The organism is Citrobacter sp. VF227, from assembly GCF_052950715.1.
In genome coordinates this window covers 1-638 of sequence record NZ_JBRFVF010000139.1, presented here as the reverse complement: position 1 = coordinate 638, position 638 = coordinate 1, and the positions used below count along the sequence as shown (strand labels likewise).

Sequence of the window (638 nt, the reverse complement as noted above, 5' to 3'; positions counted from 1 at the left end):
GTGTCGGCGGTACCTGGATGATCGACAGCGCAACGCTGGAGCGCGGCGACTGGGCGGGCATCCAGCAGCGCACCGCGGAGGCCCTGGCCGCTTTGCCCTAGGTCGGACTGGCGCCGCCGTCCGACTGGCGCAAGGTGCGCAGCCGGCATGATCCGCGTATGATTCGCGCCCTTTCAATCGGATTGCCACACCGGGAGGTGCCCAGATGACCGAGCACGAAGAAACCACGATCCACGCCACGCACGGCGAGAAGCTGCAGAAAGTCCTTGCCCGTCTGGGCATCGCGTCGCGTCGCGACGTCGAAAAGTGGATCGTCGAGGGCCGCGTCAAGGTCAATGGCGCGGTTGCCACACTCGGCCAGCGTGTCGATTCCCATGACGCCATCGCGGTCGATGGCCGCCTGCTCAAGCGCGAAGAAACCAGCCAGGTGGTGCGGCGTGTGCTGATCTACAACAAGCCCGACGGTGAGATCTGCACCCGCAACGACCCCGAAGGCCGCCCTACGGTGTTCGATCGCCTGCCACGTCCCAAGGAGGGCCGCTGGATCAACATCGGCCGGCTCGATATCAACACGACGGGGCTGCTGCTGTTCACCACTGACGGTGAGCTGGCCAATCGTCTGATGCACCCCTCATACG

The 638-nt window shown here is 65.2% G+C and carries 1 protein-coding gene; it reads left to right on the top strand.

What is annotated here, in order from left to right; genetic code table 11:
• Positions 1–205: 205 nt before the first annotated feature.
• A partial coding sequence (locus ACU8YC_RS25510; RefSeq protein WP_446896035.1) for a pseudouridine synthase occupies positions 206–638 on the top strand: 433 nt, incomplete at its 3' end.